Annotated in this window: 14 protein-coding genes; 10 read left to right on the forward strand and 4 right to left on the reverse strand. The window is 37.7% G+C overall.

Annotated features, from left to right (window positions below; translation table 11 throughout):
* Position 1: 1 nt before the first annotated feature.
* The 3 genes from SJ312_RS04055 to ahpF all read left to right on the forward strand — a co-directional run bounded on the left by SJ312_RS04055 (position 2) and on the right by ahpF (position 3571).
* Positions 2-1126, forward strand: coding sequence for an ABC transporter permease (locus tag SJ312_RS04055; protein WP_164456325.1), 1125 nt, complete (start codon positions 2-4; stop codon positions 1124-1126).
* A 189-nt stretch (positions 1127-1315) separates the two neighbouring features.
* Complete coding sequence (gene ahpC, locus SJ312_RS04060; RefSeq protein WP_004254784.1) at positions 1316-1879, forward strand: alkyl hydroperoxide reductase subunit C; 564 nt, start codon at positions 1316-1318, stop codon at positions 1877-1879.
* Positions 1880-1996: 117 nt separating this feature from the next.
* A complete protein-coding gene (gene ahpF / locus SJ312_RS04065) occupies positions 1997-3571 on the forward strand; it encodes an alkyl hydroperoxide reductase subunit F (protein WP_096863713.1) in 1575 nt (524 codons plus the stop codon).
* A 261-nt stretch (positions 3572-3832) separates the two neighbouring features.
* On the opposite strand, the gene SJ312_RS04070 is transcribed toward ahpF, so the two are convergent.
* The gene (locus tag SJ312_RS04070; protein ID WP_272514545.1) at positions 3833-4819 is read right to left on the reverse strand and encodes a tyrosine-type recombinase/integrase; all 987 of its coding nucleotides are present in this window, start codon (positions 4817-4819) and stop codon (positions 3833-3835) included.
* 63 nt (positions 4820-4882) lie between these two features.
* Entirely contained in the window at positions 4883-5182 is a 300-nt protein-coding gene (locus SJ312_RS04075; protein WP_198861374.1) for a helix-turn-helix transcriptional regulator, read from the reverse strand.
* A gap of 102 nt (positions 5183-5284) precedes the next feature.
* Between SJ312_RS04075 and SJ312_RS04080 the strand changes: the two genes are divergently transcribed.
* Both SJ312_RS04080 and SJ312_RS04085 read left to right on the forward strand, forming a co-directional pair.
* Positions 5285-5551 (forward strand): Cox family DNA-binding protein, encoded by a 267-nt coding sequence (locus tag SJ312_RS04080; RefSeq protein ID WP_076913935.1) that lies wholly within the window; start codon positions 5285-5287, stop codon positions 5549-5551.
* Positions 5548-5745, forward strand: a complete 198-nt coding sequence (locus tag SJ312_RS04085; protein WP_076913936.1) for a hypothetical protein — start codon at positions 5548-5550, stop codon at positions 5743-5745. Before SJ312_RS04080 ends, SJ312_RS04085 begins: the two co-directional genes overlap by 4 nt.
* 178 nt (positions 5746-5923) lie before the next feature.
* Here SJ312_RS04085 and SJ312_RS04090 read toward each other — a convergent pair whose 3' ends face one another.
* Positions 5924-6358, reverse strand: a complete 435-nt coding sequence (locus tag SJ312_RS04090) for a hypothetical protein (protein ID WP_181469267.1) — start codon at positions 6356-6358, stop codon at positions 5924-5926.
* Between SJ312_RS04090 and SJ312_RS04095 the strand changes: the two genes are divergently transcribed.
* The 5 genes from SJ312_RS04095 to SJ312_RS04115 all read left to right on the forward strand — a co-directional run bounded on the left by SJ312_RS04095 (position 6357) and on the right by SJ312_RS04115 (position 11915).
* The gene (locus tag SJ312_RS04095) at positions 6357-6590 is read left to right on the forward strand and encodes a hypothetical protein (RefSeq protein ID WP_181469268.1); all 234 of its coding nucleotides are present in this window, start codon (positions 6357-6359) and stop codon (positions 6588-6590) included. The genes SJ312_RS04090 and SJ312_RS04095 overlap by 2 nt on opposite strands.
* Before the next feature lie 222 nt (positions 6591-6812).
* A complete protein-coding gene (locus SJ312_RS04100) occupies positions 6813-7034 on the forward strand; it encodes a DUF2732 family protein (protein WP_076913939.1) in 222 nt (73 codons plus the stop codon).
* Positions 7027-7248: a TraR/DksA family transcriptional regulator gene (locus tag SJ312_RS04105; protein ID WP_319867002.1), complete on the forward strand. Its 222-nt coding sequence runs from the start codon at positions 7027-7029 to the stop codon at positions 7246-7248. Before SJ312_RS04100 ends, SJ312_RS04105 begins: the two co-directional genes overlap by 8 nt.
* A gap of 77 nt (positions 7249-7325) precedes the next feature.
* The gene (locus tag SJ312_RS04110) at positions 7326-9986 is read left to right on the forward strand and encodes a toprim domain-containing protein (RefSeq protein ID WP_319867003.1); all 2661 of its coding nucleotides are present in this window, start codon (positions 7326-7328) and stop codon (positions 9984-9986) included.
* Between the two features lie 1434 nt (positions 9987-11420).
* Complete coding sequence (locus SJ312_RS04115) at positions 11421-11915, forward strand: DUF2971 domain-containing protein (protein WP_319867005.1); 495 nt, start codon at positions 11421-11423, stop codon at positions 11913-11915.
* A 120-nt stretch (positions 11916-12035) separates the two neighbouring features.
* On the opposite strand, the gene SJ312_RS04120 is transcribed toward SJ312_RS04115, so the two are convergent.
* Positions 12036-13811, reverse strand: a complete 1776-nt coding sequence (locus SJ312_RS04120) for a P-loop NTPase fold protein (RefSeq protein WP_319867007.1) — start codon at positions 13809-13811, stop codon at positions 12036-12038.
* Positions 13812-14298: the final 487 nt, after the last annotated feature.

The raw sequence follows: 14298 nt of genomic DNA on the forward strand, positions 1-14298 counted from the left end.
GATACGTAAAATTCAGAATATTTTTAACCTAGGAGTCAAAGAGTTACGCAGTTTAGGCCGCGATAAAGCAATGCTAGCGTTGATTGTCTTTGCTTTTACGGTATCGATCTATTCGTCCGCAACGGTAACTCCTGGCTCTTTACATAATGCGCCCATTGCGATTGCTGACCAAGATAAGTCACAGTTATCAAATCGGATAATCAATAGCTTTTATGCGCCTTATTTCTTACCACCCGCGGATATCACGCCAGATCAAATTGATGGTTTGTTAAATCGTGGTTCATATACTTTTGCGCTAGATATTCCGCCTAATTTTCAACGTGATGTGCTTGCAGGACGGCATCCTGAAATTCAGGTAAATATTGATGCAACAAGGATGAGCCAAGCCTTCTTAGGAAATAGTTATATTCAAAATATTACCTTAGGGGAAGTGAATGAATTTTTAGCAAAATACCGTAGTAATGCAAGTTTACCTGTTGATTTGGAAGTGAGGATGCGCTTTAACCCTAACTTGACACAGTCATGGTTTGGTTCTGTTATGGCAATCATTAATAATATTACGATGTTATCGATTGTTTTAACGGGCGCTGCACTAATCCGCGAACGGGAACACGGCACCGTCGAACATTTGATGGTCATGCCACTAACGCCATTTGAAATTATGATGTCGAAAATATGGTCAATGGGGCTGGTGGTATTGATTGCATCTGGTGTTTCCTTAATTTTGGTTGTAAAAACATTGCTACAAGTACCAATCGAAGGCTCTATCTTATTGTTTATGTGTGGGGTGGCCTTGAGTTTATTTGCGACAACGTCGATTGGTATTTTTATGGGGACGATTGCACGCTCCATGCCTCAGTTTGGTTTGTTGATGATCTTAGTGTTATTGCCATTAAATATGCTTTCTGGCGGAATGACAGCGCGAGAAAGTATGCCTCAGCTTGTTCAAGACATTATGTTAACCATGCCGACAACGCACTTTGTTAGCCTTGCTCAAGCGATTTTATATCGCGGAGCTGGCTTCCAAATTGTTTGGCCTCAATTTGCGGTTCTTGTTGTTATTGGTGCTGTATTCTTTTCTCTCGCACTCATTCGTTTTCGCAAAACGATTGCCACCATGGCATAACCTACTGTACATAAAATATCCATTAATGCATAAAACGCTTGCTGAATTTTTCAGTAAGCGTTCTAATGCTTCACCTATTAATTATTGGTGCATGATTAGGTTGTACCTATCAAATCAATAGTGGGTAATGATTGGATTAAGCTGCTGTAAAACAGTAACTTAATAGGCAACCAAACAGGAGAACATCATATGTCATTAATTAATACTCAAATCAAACCATTTACTAACCAAGCATTTAAAGATGGCCAATTTATCGAAGTTTCTGAAAAAGATGTTGCAGGTAAATGGAGCGTTTTCTTCTTCTATCCAGCTGACTTTACCTTTGTTTGCCCAACTGAACTGGGTGACATTGCTGACCATTATGAAGAATTCCAAAAATTAGGTGTTGAAATTTTCTCTGTTTCTACTGACACACATTTTACCCATAAAGCATGGCATGCAAGTTCAGAAACTATCGGTAAAATCAAATATGCCATGATCGGTGACCCAACTGGCGCATTAACACGTAACTTTGAAAATATGCGTGAAAACGAAGGCTTAGCAGACCGCGGCACTTTCGTTGTTGACCCACAAGGTATCATTCAGGCAATCGAAATTACTGCTGAAGGTATCGGTCGTGATGCAGCTGACCTGTTACGTAAAGTTAAAGCAGCACAATATGTTGCAAGTCACCCAGGTGAAGTTTGCCCAGCTAAATGGAAAGAAGGTGATGCAACACTGTCTCCATCTTTGGACTTAGTCGGCAAAATCTAATTAATCTAACTCAATTGATTAATACTGAATAATTCAGGTTGCAGGTGTTTAGGCCTGCAACTTGGATCACGACGGGTATATGTACCCGATTTTATGATAAAAATTAAAGGGGATTACATGCTCGACAATAATTTACAGGCACAGTTGAAAGCCTACTTAGAACGTTTAACTAAACCCGTTGAATTAGTTGCTAATATAGATGACAGCGAAAAATCAAATGAAATCAAGCAGCTGTTAGAACAAATTGCATCTCTGTCAGATAAAGTCACTGTACGTGAAGAGCGCAATAGCGCACTAAGAACACCGTCTTTTTTAATTACTAACCCAGGTACAGATAGTGGTTTGCGTTTTGCAGGCTCACCTTTGGGGCATGAATTTACCTCTCTTGTGCTGGCATTATTGCAAATCGGTGGTCATCCATCTAAAGAAGCGCAAGAGTTATTAGAGCAGGTTAAAGGTCTTGAAGGCGAATTCCACTTTGAGACTTATTACTCTTTATCTTGCCATAACTGCCCAGATGTTGTTCAGGCGTTGAACTTAATGGCAGTTTTAAATCCAAATATTAGCCATACGGCTATTGATGGTGCACTTTTCCAAAATGAGATTGATGAACGTAATGTGATGGGCGTTCCTGCGGTTTTCCTGAATGGAAAAGAGTTTGGCCAAGGGCGTATGACGTTAAGTGAAATTGTTAGCAAAGTTGATACCAACGCAGATGCGCGTGCAGCGAAATCACTCACAGAGCGTGAGCCTTTTGAAGTCCTTGTTATTGGTAGTGGCCCAGCAGGGGCTTCAGCGGCAATCTATACCGCACGTAAAGGGATCCGTACTGGCGTAATTGGCGAGCGTTTTGGTGGCCAAGTTATGGATACGGTTGATATTGAAAACTATATTTCAGTTATCAAAACGGAAGGGGCTATTTTTGCAGGCGCATTGAAGAACCACGTGGACAGCTATGATGTTGATGTCATTGATGGCCAATCAGTTGCAAAACTGATCCCTGCGGCAGAAGAAGGTGGATTACACCAAATCGAAACTGCATCGGGTGGGATCTTAAAATCACGCAGTATTATTATTTCAACAGGTGCTCGCTGGAGAAATATGGGTGTTCCGGGGGAACAAGAATATCGTACTAAGGGTGTAACATTCTGCCCACACTGTGATGGTCCGTTATTTAAAGGTAAACGTGTTGCCGTTATTGGTGGCGGTAACTCAGGTATTGAAGCGGCTATTGACTTAGCCGGTGTCGTTGAGCATGTGACCGTACTGGAGTTTGCTCCGGAACTGAAAGCAGATTCTGTATTACAGCAAAAAGCACGTAGCCTGAAAAATGTCGATATTATCGTCAATGCACAAACCTTAGAAGTAAAAGGTGATGGCAGTAAAATGACGGGTCTCGAATATAAAGACCGTACTGATGATAGCGTACATTTATTAGAAGTGGCGGGAGCATTCGTGCAAATCGGTTTATTGCCTAATACTAATTGGCTAGGCGACACAGTTGCTAGAAACCGTATGGGCGAAATCGAGATCGATGCACGTAACGAAACCAGTATTAAAGGTATTTTTGCTGCCGGTGACTGTACAACGGTACCATACAAACAAATTATTATTTCAGCTGGAGAAGGGGCAAAAGCCGCACTTAGCGCCTTTGATTACCTAATCCGCACAAGTACCAGAACCGCTGAATAGGTGTAATTTACTTTATATTCAGTGAGTTGTAGTCAAAAGGCACTCGGGGGCGAGTGCCTTTTTTTTGTGCATAATCTGTACAAAAAAGGCTCAAAAGTGCCTAAAAGTGTTCAAGTGTGGACAACTTGTGGACGATCTAAACGCTGATTTGATGGTACTTACAGCGGAGAAATGCATCCCAGTGTGGACAATTTGTGGACATGCAAAAGTTAAATTTGCCTCGGTTTTCGTCGTCAAAATCATCCTAAAACGAACAATCATTTAAGCTAACTCTGTTCCTCCTTTTAATGGATTATACGTAATCGCATCTTGAAGAAAGTCCGGTGCAAAGTGAGCGTAGGTCAGTGTTTGCTGTAATGTTGAGTGACCTAAGATCCTCTGCAAAGTAATAATGCTACCGCCATTCATCATAAAATGGGTTGCGAAAGTATGCCGTAATGCGTGCGTGGCTTGGCCCTGCGGCATATCAGGCTTAATGGTCTTTATGTGCTTTCTAAACATATCGTAAGAGGTGTTTGGAAAAAGCAAACCGGATTTTCGCGTACACACAGCATCTGCGACTTCTTGGGAAATCGGTACAATGCGCGCTTTGCCCGTTTTGGTAAAAGTGAAACGGATTTTATTTTGGATCACGTGCTCGCGTTTTAATTTAACTGCTTCCCCCCAACGCGCACCGGTGCTTAAACATAAAATCGCCACTTTTTTATTATCACCTTTTAATATATTCAGCAGCAGTCCGATTTCTTCATGTGTTAAATAGGACATCTCAGTCGCTTTTTGCTTTAACCGTGATAGCCCTCGTATTGGGTGCTTACCCATGAATAAATCCGTGCGCTTTAAGGCGGTAAATATGCCGCTTATCGCTGAAAAATCACGGTTTATCGTGGAGGGCTTGATACCCGCAGCGAGCCGGAGTTCGCGGTAAAGTGCTAATTGCTTATCGGTTAATAAGCACATTGGCGGGTTATCGAGTGCGGTTGCAATGCGTGTTGCCCTTAATAACGTGTCCTGCGCATAGTCGCTACTTTTGCCAAAGGTGTTCCACCACAAATCAATTAAGTCTTGTAGCGGCCGAATATCATTGGATTTATCTAACCAATCTTTGTGCATTTTGTTTGATAGGGCGTAACGTTCAAACAAAACGGCTTCGTGTTTTGTCTCAAATCGACGTCTGACGCGTTTTCCTTGACGGCCAGCCGGTCTAATGTCCACTTCATATTGACCATCTTCGAGTTTCTTAATTGCCATAAGAAAGCCCTCCGAGGGTCGATTGGCCTTGCGAGTTAATCTCACAAAATGCCTGATAAATTGTTAACCAGTTTTCTTGTCTGAGTGGGGTGAGCCTGAATTTTCGTGCCCAGTGTGCGCTAAAGCCGGTGCGATTTGGCCAGCTTCAGGGTTTATTTCGTCGAACATAAACCAATCGCGGTATTTTCTGAATCGTTTAACTGCAAATATTTTCACGCCAGATTCAAAGGTCATTTTAGATTTATCACTCTCATAACCGTGATAAGTGGCATAGTTTAGCCCCGTCAAATCAGCCAACTCTCTTTTTGTCATCTGTTCGGAATTGCGAATAAGCCGCAATTTCTCTCCTTGCGTTCTTGACATTATGTTGAGAACTCCATATTGTATCGAGTAATTGATATGTCCTTTGCATTGATGCAAAGAGTCCTAAAGCGCTAGAAAGCGCCTGACATAAGAGGGTAGCAGATGAGAGAGAAAATCGTAAGTCTGTCAGATGTTGTGACTGAGGAAAAATTCGCTGAGTTGATTGGTAAGCCAGCAAGCGCAGTGGCAGATATGCGTAAAGCAGGTAAGTTACCGATTGTTCAGATGAAAAGACCCGGCTCTAGTCGTGCGGAGAATTATGTGTATTTGCCTGCATGGAATAATGGTTTAAGGCTTGCGTATGAGTCGTTACCCGCGGAAATGCGTGACGGTTGGTTGGTGTGGCTGGGTTTAGGTAAGCCACAATGAGTCAGGTTATTTGTGTGAGCCATCATTGTGCGGTGTATCGTGGGTTTACGATTATTACGTTACCACGTAAGAAACAGACGCCAATCACACGTTATCACGTTTGGCATTTAGGGGAGTCGTTCGGTAAGTTTGATGCAATGGCTGAAGCGACAAAATATATCGATGGGTTGTGGAGGATGAAAGGTGGAAAGTAATTTAACTTTAAATCAAAAATCTAATTTAATGACTTCATCAATTGATAATTTAATTATTAACGATAATCAAAATAAGCATTTTCAAAACATTATTGTTTCTAATTCTATTATCTCTGGGGAGTGTAGATTGTACAAAGACAATGTTCATATAGCGAACATCGTCTTTAAAAAATAACTTTCACTTTATTGTATTGTACAAAACGCTGATACCACTAGTTAACAAGCTAGAAGCTACATTTACTAAGACTTCTTTTGTACCTGTTTTAGTCGCTTTAACTAACTCGTCACCAAATGATGATGAGCCATCAATTGAATTAGGGATTAGCTTTAATAATTCTAATCCTTTGGATGTTAAAACAAGATTTTTAGCTTGTCTCGGGTCAATTTGACCTGTGATATAACCCGTTTCAATTAACCAGTCTATGGCTGATGAAACAAAGATAGAATTTAAGTTTACTTGTGGAGTGCCTGTATTTTCAGCTGAAATTATTTGGGTATCAGGAAATAAAGTGGATAGTAAAAAAGATGTTTTTACTGGAAACTTTTCATATAAATGAGCAAGTGTAATACCAGTAACCTCATTAAATTTAACAATATTTTCAGGAGTAGACATGGATAATCCTTTGTTATCGAAACAGGCCAAAAGCAATGATGAATTATACAATAAAATCAGTGAATTAATTGATTATCAGCTTGGACTAGTTTTTGATGCTTATACTAGCAAAAAACAATGGAATGATCTTCTTGCAAGTGCCGATTTAAACCAAATAGCGGAAGCGCTAGCTAATAACTTGCACAGTGCGGGACTTGATGTTGTTACAGCCAGAAGAATTCTAAATAAGTAATGTTAGGTGGCTGTTATGCCTGATTCCGGTCAAGAAATTGCAGGCATAGCAAATATACCACACACGATGTTGCCGATCATGGTTAAAAAATCGGATTAGATATCGTAAGGTGATTATTAATATAGAAAATAATTAGAGTTAGATAGCAATTAAATAATCAAATTAATAAACAATGACCTTTATCGGTCAGGGCTTTTTATTACCTAAAAATGAGGTTTTAAAATGAGACATATTCCAGACCCTATATTTACCCCCGTCGCTGAAAATATAAAAGCGAATAGGGAAGATGAGCGTAAATCATTAATGAATCGTTTTGCTGATCGTCAACGTCAATTAGCCGACAAAGTGTTAACAGAGAAATTAGATTACGCGCAAATACACCAATTATTAGTCGATGAAGCGGATAAATTCGAATCGCAAGCGGGAGATCTTAACTATGTCTGATGTTATCGACCGCGCTAATGAACATGCTGCATTAGTGTTGGAACAATATATTAAAGCTGCGAGGAAACCGGCGAATAGGGTATCTGCGTTTGAATGTGAGAATTGTGATCACCCGATACCAGAAGCCCGCCGACAAGCGGTGATTGGCTGCACCTTGTGTATTGACTGCCAAATTTTGTTTGAACTGAAAGAAAAACATTACCACAGCGTATGAGAAATCATTTTCTGTAAGCAAATAAAAAGCACACAACCTGCGGGATGGACGCTGATTGTGTGCTCTAAGGTTATCACATGAAATCATATCATATTCAGGCGTTATTGCCTCGCCTTATACACGACTTTCAATTTAAAGAGCAAAATGGCTATTTGCGCCAAGGTGTGTGCCCAAATTGTAAGAAAAAAGAGCTATTTACCTCAATTGAAATGCCGTTTGTGTTGCGTTGTGGCCGTGAAAATAAATGTGGTGCTGAGTTGATTGTAAAAGAGATTTACCCCGATATATTTGATGACTGGTCAGCACACTATCCCAAAACGCAACAAGCCCCAAATGCAGCCGCAGATGCCTATTTACAGCACGCCAGAGGGCTTGATATCGCCCCGTTGAAAGGGTTGTATTCCGAGTCTAGTTATCATGCCAATGGGTTAGGTGCAGCAACGGTGAAATTTGCTTTACCCGAGGGGGCATATTGGGAGCGCATTATTGATAGACCCTCACGGTTTGATCGCAAAGCTAACTTTTTTGGTTCGTATAAAGGGTATTGGTGGACATTGCCACAACAGGATTTAACCCAAGCCAAAGAGATTTGGCTAACGGAAGGTATTTTTGATGCCCTTAGCTTGATTCAAAATGGTATTGCGGCTGTATCGTTAATGACTTGCCATAATTACCCTGAAGTTGCTTTGAATGCGTTGAGAATTGCGCTAGGGAACAATAAAAAACCGTTGTTGGTTTGGGCGTTAGATAACGGTGCAGCTGGCGAACGTGCCATGAAAAAGTTTGTTGCCCGCAGTATCGATGATGGCTGGAAAGCCACGGCCGCGAGACCCGCTGAAAAAGAGTGTGGCAACGATTGGAATGACTTGCATATGAAAGGCAAGTTAACGGAGCGTGATATTGCCCGTTATCGCTATTACGGCAAGTTATTGCTAGCCTCAACCGCGTTTGAAAAGGCGCGTTTAATGTTTAACTGGACAGAGCGTTCAGAGTTCGATTTTCAACATGATAACCGCTTGTATTGGTTTAAGTTGGATATCGATAAAATGATGAAAACCATTGAGCGTATTCATGATGCCGAACCCGATTTAGATGAAGATGAAGCCAGACAAAAAGCGGTAAAAGAGTCCGGTACGGTAGTTGAAATCGCCAATTGTTATCCCACTCCGCTATATTTCCAAAAGTCCGTTGAAACTGACGAATCATGGTATTACATGCGCGTCGATTTCCCTCGCCAGCCGCAAGTTAAAGCCACTTTTACCGCCTCACAGTTAACCAGTGCCAGTGAATTTAAAAAGCGTTTATTGCATGTGGCCAAAGGGGCGGTTTATACCGGCACAACTTTGCAATTGGACCGCATTTGCAAGCAAGCTTTGCCGGATATCAAAGAGGTGATCACGCAAAATTATGTGGGTTATAACAAAGAGTATGGTGTGTATGTGTTTAATGATGTTGCGGTGCAGGATGGTAAGTGTTTTACGTTAAATGAGGAAGATTATTTCTCTCTCAATAAGTTGGATATCAAGACGTTAAGCCTGAGCCCATCATTGGCCATTAATACCGATTTTGGCGAATTTGATACCAGTTGGTTAAGTTCCCTTTGGGATGCGTTTGGCGCAAAAGGTTATGTGGTATTGGCGTTCTGGTTGGGTTCGTTCTTTGCGGAGCAGATACGCAAGACCCATAAAAGCTACCCATTTTTAGAAATTTGCGGTGAGCCTGGTTCAGGTAAAAGTACGTTGATTGAGTTTTTATGGCGCTTATGCGGCCGCGCAGATTATGAGGGGTTCGATGCATCAAAATCTAGCGCAGCCGCTCGAGGACGAAACTTTTCACAGATAAGTAATTTGCCAGTGTGTTTAATTGAAAGTGATCGCGTGCAAGATAACGCAAAACTAAAAGCGTTTGATTGGGAAGAACTTAAATCACTGTATAACGGCCGTGCCACGCGTTCGTTAGGGGTGAAAAATAGCGGTAATGAGACTTACGAGCCTTTATTTAAAGGCAGTATTGTGATTGCACAGAACGCAGAGATAAATGCGTCACGCGCCGTTTTAGAACGGATTATTCATCTTTATACCGATAAAGCAGAGCAAAGTGTTGAAACCCGTTATGCCGCCATTGCCCTTGAGCGTTATCCCATTGAAAAACTGTCCGGTTTTTTACCTACTGTATTGATGAAAGAAACGGCGATTTTAAAGCAATACAATGAGCGCGTAGATGGCTTACAGGCGCAGTTATTTGCGGATAAGGCGATTAACCATGAGCGGATCGCCAAGAATCACGCACAATTAATTGCCTTGCTAGAAACGTTAGCGTTAGTTCTTCCTGTAAAAGCGGCTCATATTCGCCAAACTCGCGATTTTATTATTAAGTTGGCCAAACAACGTGTTCAAGCGATCCAACTCGACCAGCCACAAGTGATGGAGTTTTGGGAGCTATTTGATTATTTACACGATAACGAGGCCTTTGGTGTGAATCATAGTAGTGAAAAGGGCGTTTATGCAGTGAATTTTAACCATATTGCACAGGTAGCCAGTGAATACCGTCAGTCTATGCAATTGAATACGGATATTAAGAATTTATTGAAAGCGGGGCGTATGCGTAAGTTTGTAGGCGTTAAGACGGTGAGGAGTGTGGTAAACAGCCAATTTAATAGCACGCTTGCGGTGGGGAGTACGTTGTCGAAACCAGATGTGCTTAGATGTTGGGTATTCCAAGAAAACAGTGAAAGTTAGTTATCGTCTATTTCCTTTCTATCGGCTGCCTTGTGCAGCCTTTCTTTTATCTAAAAATATCCCTCCTTCTGCAAGTCTGCTTAGCTGCAAACGCGTTGATTTATTATGGTGTAACCTTTTGGGCTCGCTCTGTAACCTGTTGTAACCGGAAAAAAGTCACATCGGAGTTTTTTATTATCAATAAGTTATAAGCCTTTTTTGTGTATGTAACCATTGTAACCGTTTTCCGAAGGGGTCAGGGAAATTGACAGCTTTGCATGATCGTGAATACAGAGCGGATAGATTTATAAACAGTAAAGTTATAATTGGCTATTATTTAAACTATTTAATAAATATAGAGAATTTGTGGGAGGGGTTCGGAAAGGCGTTACAAACGTTACAAATTCAGTATTTCCATATAATGTATTGATTATTAATATAAATATAGATATCTAAAAACATTACAAAAGCGTTACTTTGCCGTTACGTGTAACGGTTTTAAAAGGTTACAAGTTAGAAATATAACTTATTGTTTTATAAGGATGTAACGTTTAGCACTCTATTTTGTGATGCTTTGTAACGGTTCAAACGTTACATGAGAATCATTTATTATCAATAGGTTATGGCTGGTTTTTGGATGGTGTAACGGTTGTAACGCTTTTCCGAACACGTCACCGCTATTTGTGATAAGAATTTCGTTTGCTACGAGTGAAGTAAGAATGGACTATTATTTGATCTTTTTGACAACTAATCAGAATTCGTGGGAGGGGTTCGGAAACTGGTTACAATGGTTACATACATAAAATAGTCTTGTATCTTATTGATAATATATATAAAATATATTAAAGGTAAAAGGTTACAAATGGGTTACTTCGTGGTTACGGGTAACTGTTTTAAGAGGCTTTAAATTAAAAACATAACTGATTATTTTATAAGGAAGTAACATTTTAACCTTTGTATTGTATCCCATTATAACCAGCTTCCGGAACGGGGGAGGTTAAATAAATAGCTAGCTAGATTGCTGATTGACTTGATGGTATTTTTATTTGAAATATTTATTGATAATTAATGTCTTAGGAAACAGTAAAAATGGAAATACCTTCTGAACTATTTAAATATAGAAACTTTGAAAAATATACAATCCTAAGTCTTTTAAATAAAGGACTATGGTTACCTAAGCCATCACAACTAAACGATCCATTCGATGTACAGTTTAAGTTGAATGATGCTGATGTGTCTTTTCAGCAATTTAAGGATTCATTTGTGCATTTTCAAAGTTGATATTTTGATAAATATAAAAAAAGAATAAAATATAATACTTTTGATTTGTTATTTGAAAATAATAAGCCGACATATGAATTAAAAAATAAGGTGAGATTATTTCAGAATTATTGGAATTCTAATTGTGAGAAATACGGTATTTTTTCGTTATCAGAGACCTCCACAAATAGCACTATGTGGTCACATTATGCTGATAACCACTCAGGAATATGTATAGGTTATGATCCCAAAAAACTGTTCTATCAATCGCCTAATAATGCTATCGAATGGTTAAAAAAAGTAACATATGAAGATGAACTAAATATTATTAGGAATGCCTATTTACTTTATGCACAAATTGGAATGGGGATTGATAAAAATGCTTTTAATGATTTCTTTAGAAATATGTTGTCAATAAAATCAAAAGATTGGAGTTATGAACAAGAATGGAGATTCTACTTTCCCAATAGCGGAGGACAAATTTTTAACCTTAATATTGACGCTATCACGAGTATAACTTTTGGACTAAAAACTCCAGAAGAAACAAAGGCTGCTATATCTCATATTCTAAGATACCATCAGAAAAAAACATGTTTTTATCAAGTGAAACGTGCTCAAAATGTAATTGGTATTATAAGAGAACCACTAAAAGATAAAGATGATAAATATTGGTTTTGTTCATATGAATAATTTCCAATATAACTAGTTTATTATTCAATGTACTATGTACTATATGAATAGTTCGGTTTTCTAGAGGAAAAAGCAATGCTATGATTTCTATAGATTGCTTTTTGACAATATGTTAATATGTTAATATGTTAATATGTTATTGAATTCTTTAATGAAAATTTCTAAATAATGCTTTGTGATCTTGTTTATATTTTTATTTGTTAGTTTTAACTTGAATGTTTCAATTACTTGATGCAACCATTTCTTCTCATCTTCTATATACTGTGTGTTTTTTGAATTATGAAATCTAAATTGAATGGCAGATAGAATATTTAGTCTATTAGGTTGAGTATGTTTAATAAAAACATTACTAAAATTATTGGGGTTTATATTTGAAAGTACTGGTAAATTTAGATGGTTTTTATTGTGATTTGATGTAATTGTATTTTTAAAGCTAAAGGGATCATTTTTTAATTCATTTTTGATTTGTTTTATAATATCCATTGAAATATTATTATCGATTTTTCTAATTTCTGACTTTAGAAATTTGAAGCAACTTTGTATACCATCAAGTTTTTCGCCAATGACACCATGCCCAAAAAATGTAATTGTAGATACTCCTGGTATAGAAGAAAAAGAGATTGTTTTACCAGATCTTAGTATACTACTTATATTTTTTTTGATTTTATTAACTAACTTGTCTTCATTTAAATTTAGCACTTCTTCATTGTTCATAAATAGCAAAAATGCGGAAATATGGAATAGTTCTCCCATATCATCAAACTGACACTCTCTTATTTTTTTCAATTGCTGACTCATTAAATTATATATGTTATTAATTTCAATGTGTTTATAACTCCATAGCTTATACCATACAGGTGGTTCTGATTCGGTACTTAATAAATAGTTTTGGATGGCATTATTTAGTTCATCTCTATCTATAATGTCATTATTTAATATGTTATACCATAATGATGGGTTTAATATTAAATCATTTGAATATAAAGAATGATTGATTAATTTTTTTTTCAAATCATTATTGTCTGATGAAAGTACCTCGTATGTTAGTAGGTTATCTATATTTAGATTGTTATTTTTAACTTCTAAATAAATCATCATGTGTGTGTAAATTAAATCAGATAGTAATGAATTTTTTGAGAGAAATTTATTCTCAATTAAATTAAATAAGGTTTGTGATTCATACAAAAATGACCTGACAGTTCTGAAATTGTCTGTTTTTGATGTGCTTAAGCAATAAGCAAGTTTTTCTATATTATCGCTAATTGTTTTTTTTAGTGTTTTGTTTTCTAGTTCGTCGTTAAACACTACTAACGATTCTGATATTTTGCTATGAAACTCTATGGTCTTTCCTATAGATTTCTCTTTGATCTTTAAGTATTCTTCTTTGTTTCTTATTTCACATTCATTACCAATTATTATTACCTTTGCATCAGAATGCTCAGATAGATTATTAATATAACCAAGAAGCATCTCAATTGGTAATGTACACCTTTCTATATCATCGAAAATAAAAACTTTTTCATTTATTTTATTAAATTCCTTAGCATCTAATTCTTTTTTTAGATTTGTTGTTAACTCATTAGTATCTATATCAATACTTGCACTTTTTAAAGCAATTGTAACGGTTTTTTTTACTATGTTTTGTAGATGTTTGATACTGTCATTTTCCATGATAGGGTGTGCAGCATTGTAGAATATACGATTTAGATCTTCGTTTGTTGAGATATTATATAAACTATTATATATGAACTTATTCTTGCTTTTGTTTTCGTGCATATATTTTTTTATAAAAAATGTTTTTCCTGTTCCCCACGCTCCGTTTATAAGTAGAGCATAACCTAAATTGTTATTGCAGAACTGATTCAAATAATAAATTAAGCTATTATCGTTTTTCATAATTATCACTTTAAAATTAAGTTGAGCTGATATAATAACTAATCTAGAAAACTATTCATAGATTAGAATCAGTTTAGTTGCAAATATTGATAATACTTCACAAACCTGCACAATTCTCATCTAAACTTATTTCCTACTCAAGTTCATATCCAGCCTAACTTTCAGCGCTCCGCACACCTGCACAAAATCCCACCCCTTTTGTGTGCGGGCGAGGCGGGGGAGCAAGCGCGCGCAAAGGGGTAAAGATGGTCCGCGCTGGCTATGGTGTGATTAGCCTATAAGTGGGGTTATTTGAGAGTCTGTAGCCCGTAGCAGTGAGATTGAGTAAAAAACAAGTATTGCTATGTGGAAATTATGAAATAGCACTGAGATTGTTTTAATCGCTTTTGTGGGTAATATATTAATCTAATAAGCATCAAAGATAAGGAATAGTACGTGAGTGAGATTTATCTTATGTACCTAAGGTAAATTTAACATTAAGACTATG

It is taken from the genome of Providencia sp. CIM-Carb-044, from assembly GCF_033901115.1.
GTDB classification, from domain to species: Bacteria; Pseudomonadota; Gammaproteobacteria; order Enterobacterales; family Enterobacteriaceae; genus Providencia; species Providencia hangzhouensis.

Bases quoted from the DNA above. Each gene is read 5' to 3' on its own strand.
- SJ312_RS04085 (WP_076913936.1), top strand. From the start codon at position 5,548: ATGAGTCAGGTTATTTGTGTGAGCCATCATTGTGCGGTGTATCGTGGG.
- ahpC (WP_004254784.1), top strand. From the start codon at position 1,316: ATGTCATTAATTAATACTCAAATCAAACCATTTACTAACCAAGCATTT.
- SJ312_RS04100 (WP_076913939.1), top strand. From the start codon at position 6,813: ATGAGACATATTCCAGACCCTATATTTACCCCCGTCGCTGAAAATATA.
- SJ312_RS04105 (WP_319867002.1), top strand. From the start codon at position 7,027: ATGTCTGATGTTATCGACCGCGCTAATGAACATGCTGCATTAGTGTTG.
- ahpF (WP_096863713.1), top strand. From the start codon at position 1,997: ATGCTCGACAATAATTTACAGGCACAGTTGAAAGCCTACTTAGAACGT.
- SJ312_RS04090 (WP_181469267.1), bottom strand. From the start codon at position 6,358: ATGTCTACTCCTGAAAATATTGTTAAATTTAATGAGGTTACTGGTATT.
- SJ312_RS04115 (WP_319867005.1), top strand. From the start codon at position 11,421: ATGTGGTCACATTATGCTGATAACCACTCAGGAATATGTATAGGTTAT.
- SJ312_RS04120 (WP_319867007.1), bottom strand. From the start codon at position 13,811: ATGAAAAACGATAATAGCTTAATTTATTATTTGAATCAGTTCTGCAAT.
- SJ312_RS04075 (WP_198861374.1), bottom strand. From the start codon at position 5,182: ATGTCAAGAACGCAAGGAGAGAAATTGCGGCTTATTCGCAATTCCGAA.
- SJ312_RS04095 (WP_181469268.1), top strand. From the start codon at position 6,357: ATGGATAATCCTTTGTTATCGAAACAGGCCAAAAGCAATGATGAATTA.
- SJ312_RS04070 (WP_272514545.1), bottom strand. From the start codon at position 4,819: ATGGCAATTAAGAAACTCGAAGATGGTCAATATGAAGTGGACATTAGA.
- SJ312_RS04110 (WP_319867003.1), top strand. From the start codon at position 7,326: ATGAAATCATATCATATTCAGGCGTTATTGCCTCGCCTTATACACGAC.
- SJ312_RS04080 (WP_076913935.1), top strand. From the start codon at position 5,285: ATGAGAGAGAAAATCGTAAGTCTGTCAGATGTTGTGACTGAGGAAAAA.